Genomic DNA, 3,382 nt, shown 5'->3' with positions numbered 1-3,382 from the left:
ACGCAATTCCGGACGGAAAACCGCTTCACACTTTTCCTGAAATTGCTCTAGTGTCCCGCGATGACCCCCTTTGAACGCCCGCCAGTCGGCATGAATCTCGGCCGCACCGCCAAGCTTGTTGCGCAGGCCTTCGACGCCGCTTTGGTCGAGGCCGGCGGTACATTGCCGGTCTGGCTGACATTGTTGTCGGTTAAGTCGAATGGGCTAGCCAATCAGCGCGAACTCGCCGGCATGATCGGCATCCAGGGCGCGACGCTCACCCACCACCTCAACGCGATGGAAGCGCAGGGACTGCTGACGCGCCGCCGCGATCCCGTCAACCGCCGGGTTCATCTGGTCGAACTGACAGACGCGGGAGAAGCGCTGTTCGAAAAATTGCGACAAGCCGCACTTGTCTTCGACAAGCGGCTTCGCACCGGACTGCCCGACGAGCGTCTGGCGGAGTTTGCGCAGGTGCTGGCGGCATTGCGGGACAATGTTGAAGGCTAGAAGAGCCGGCCCATGGGCTCAGTCATAGCTCTGGATCGCTCCAAACGCATATTGGCGTAGCTTCAGCGCGGTGACCAGGTTGGTGAGCTGCGTCTTGCCGTCAAAACCGTCCTGGAACATCTCGTCATGCATCAAGAGGATCAGCTTGCCCGGCTTGGCGAAGTGACCATAGCCGAACAGATGATCGATCTCGCTGACCAGATGATCGACGCTCTGGACCGGCTCGCCGCTATCCTTGTGCACCCATTCATGGTCCCAGCCATAGAGATAGAAGCCGGAAGCCGCGACGAACTCGTAATCTGGGTCCTCTCGGCCGGCTTGTGCCTGGCCGAGCGAGTTGTCGTTCTTTGACATCGAAGGCAGCCGGAACACATCGCGCCCCGGCAGGCGCGCGTGCACGGCGGGCTCCAGGCCCAGCACGGCATTCGCCATGAGCATGTCGGCAACCACCCCTTCCGTGTCGCTGTAGAAGTGCCGGTAGTGATTGTAGGCATGGCTGTAGCTGTGGTTGCCGATCGTCACCAGCGGCATCGCCTTGGCGCGCCGCACCAGCGCCTTGTTGGACGCACTGGCCTCGGCATGCATGCCGACCATGAACAGCGTTGCCGGAACCTGCTCTTTCGCGAGCACGTCGAGGATGTTGCTGGTGCCGTTGAGCGGGCCATCGTCGAAGGTGAGATAGATGGTGCGATCCGCCCCATAGGCGGGCCACGCGGACATCAACATGGCCGCCAGGACAAACCGCAAGAATGTCATAAGCCACACGATCCGGTTGTTGTCGCGACAGGCCGCCATCTCGGCGGCTGGCTGTCAAGCCGGGCTGGATTCTGGCTAGGACAGGCTGCCCTGCAGGACCCGCAGTTTCGCCTTCTTCGGCATGCGGGCGGTCAGCCATTCCAGTGCCTTGTCCTGCGGCATCGGGAAGGCGATGGAATAGCCCTGCACCTGGTCGCAGCCGATCGCCATCAGCGAGTCGAGTTCGGCCTCGGTCTCGGCACCCTCGGCGACGATGGAGATGCCGAGGCCGCGGGCAAGTTCGGTTATGGCGCGCACGATCTTCGAATTGTCGCCATTCTCATGGATGTTCTGGACGAAGCGGCGGTCGATCTTGAGCCGGTCGATCTCGTTGGGATTGACGTGGCTGAGCGAGGCATAACCTGTGCCGAAATCATCGAGTTCCAGATGGACACCGGCGGCCCTGATGTGACGCAGCTTTGCGGCGATGCCTGTCTTCTCGTCGTCCAGGATGACGGATTCGACGATTTCCAGCGACAGCTTCTGTGGTGGCAGTCCGGCCTTTTCCAGCGTCTCGAACAGAAACGCATCGAAATCGTGCTCGCGCAGTTCGGTGCCCGAGACATTGACGGCAAGCCGGCCGAAGGCAATCCCGGCGCGGTTCCATTCGGCCGCCTCGTTGATCGCCTTGCTGATCACGATGCGGCCGATCTCCGGCATGAAGCCGCATTTCTCGGCGACCGGGATGAATTCGCCCGGCGAGATCATGCCGCGCTCGTGATGGTTCCATCGCACCAGGGCTTCGATGCCGCTGATGCTGCCGTCGGTCAGGGAAACCTGCGGCTGGAAATAAACCTGGAACGCCTTGTCTGAGATGGCGACCTTGATGTCGTGCTCGAGCTGCTTGCGGTAGTCGAGCTCGCGGCGCAACTCCTCSGAGAAGAAMGAGAAGTTGCCRCCRCCSATCTTCTTGGCGGAATAAAGCGCYAGATCGGCGTGGACGAGCAGATCCTGCGCATTGTCGGCRTCGATCGGATASACGGCGATGCCGCCGCTGGCGCCCGGAAGAATGGTSGTGCCCTGGAAGACGATCGGCTCGTTGATATGCGCCAGGATGCGCCGTGCGAGCATGTTGATGTCTTCGGTGCTGCCGGCTCCGTTGAGGATCATCACGAATTCGTCGCCACCGAGCCGCGCGCACAGATCCGACGCCCGGCAGGAATCGCGCATGCGCTGTGCCGTCACCACAAGGACATAGTCGCCGGCKGCGTGGCCGAGCGTRTCGTTGATCTGCTTGAASCGGTCGAGGTCGAGCTGGAYSACMGCCAGSCGCTCGCGCCGYCGATGCGCGCCCTTGATCAGCGTCTCGAAATGATCGGTCAGGAAGGTGCGGTTGTGCAGGCCGGTCAGGCCGTCATGAACCGCGATGAAGGCCATCGAATTGCGCGCATCGACCAGTTCACGCGTCTTGCGCAGGATCGCATTGGACATCGGCCTGAAAATGAACAGCGCCACCAGCAGGATGACGCCGAGTGTGGCGTAGAACAGCGTGCGGTGCAGGGTGAGCAGCTTTTCGGAGCGCTCGTCGGCTTCGGCGCTGATACGCTGGCCAAGGGCTGCATAGCCCGACAAGGTGGCATTGGCGACCGAGGCATCGAGGTTCACGCGTTCGGCGCCGCCTTTGTAGCCCTCATTGTCGACATTGAGTCGCGATTCAAGGGCTGAGATCAGACGGTCGCCATTGGCGATCAGTCCGACCGAGAAATAATCGAGATGGAAGGGCTTGGCGAAAAGCACGCTGTCTATCGACTTCGCATCGAGCTTGGCCGGCGATTCCGGATCCGCGCCGGTCTGCTTGAGCAGCAGGTCGTAGTTGGTCTCGAACTCCGCCGTCGCCTGCTTGAGCGCGCTCACCAGCGCCGGCTGCTTATCAAGCGAGGCGGCACCTGTTTCGCTGGCCAGGAAGACGATGCGCTGCGACAACGTCTTCTGCGTGCTGACGATGTCGAGCAAGGTGTGGTTGTGCTGCTGCGTCGCCATCGTCTGCTGCAGCAGGACGAAGGAGGCCGCCACCATGGCGGCAATGATCAGCAGCGCCAGCCAGTAGCCGGCCTTGATCAGCAGGATAAGCTTGCCTGAAACGGTATGCACCGGCTGC

At 61.7% G+C, this 3,382-nt stretch carries 3 protein-coding genes; 1 reads left to right on the top strand and 2 read right to left on the bottom strand.

The window, feature by feature from the left end; translation table 11 throughout:
- The first annotated feature begins 60 nt into the window (after nt 1-60).
- Nucleotides 61-489, top strand: coding sequence for a MarR family winged helix-turn-helix transcriptional regulator (locus tag AC1DX0_RS33235; RefSeq protein WP_477219150.1), 429 nt, complete (start codon nt 61-63; stop codon nt 487-489).
- Between the two features lie 18 nt (nt 490-507).
- Here the strand turns inward: AC1DX0_RS33235 and AC1DX0_RS33230 are convergent, their stop codons facing one another.
- Entirely contained in the window at nt 508-1,209 is a 702-nt protein-coding gene (locus AC1DX0_RS33230; RefSeq protein WP_477219149.1) for a polysaccharide deacetylase family protein, read from the bottom strand.
- 111 nt (nt 1,210-1,320) lie between these two features.
- Nucleotides 1,321-3,382: putative bifunctional diguanylate cyclase/phosphodiesterase (locus AC1DX0_RS33225; protein ID WP_477358597.1), on the bottom strand; the 2,062-nt coding region annotated here is incomplete at its 5' end.

The sequence above is a fragment of the Mesorhizobium sp. P3_A9 genome, from assembly GCF_056402975.1.
This window is presented reverse-complemented; position numbering and strand designations above follow the sequence as displayed.

Excerpts from the sequence above, each read along its gene's own strand:
- AC1DX0_RS33230 (WP_477219149.1), bottom strand. The coding sequence starts at position 1,209 with ATGTCCGCGTGGCCCGCCTATGGGGCGGATCGCACCATCTATCTCACC.
- AC1DX0_RS33235 (WP_477219150.1), top strand. The coding sequence starts at position 61 with ATGACCCCCTTTGAACGCCCGCCAGTCGGCATGAATCTCGGCCGCACC.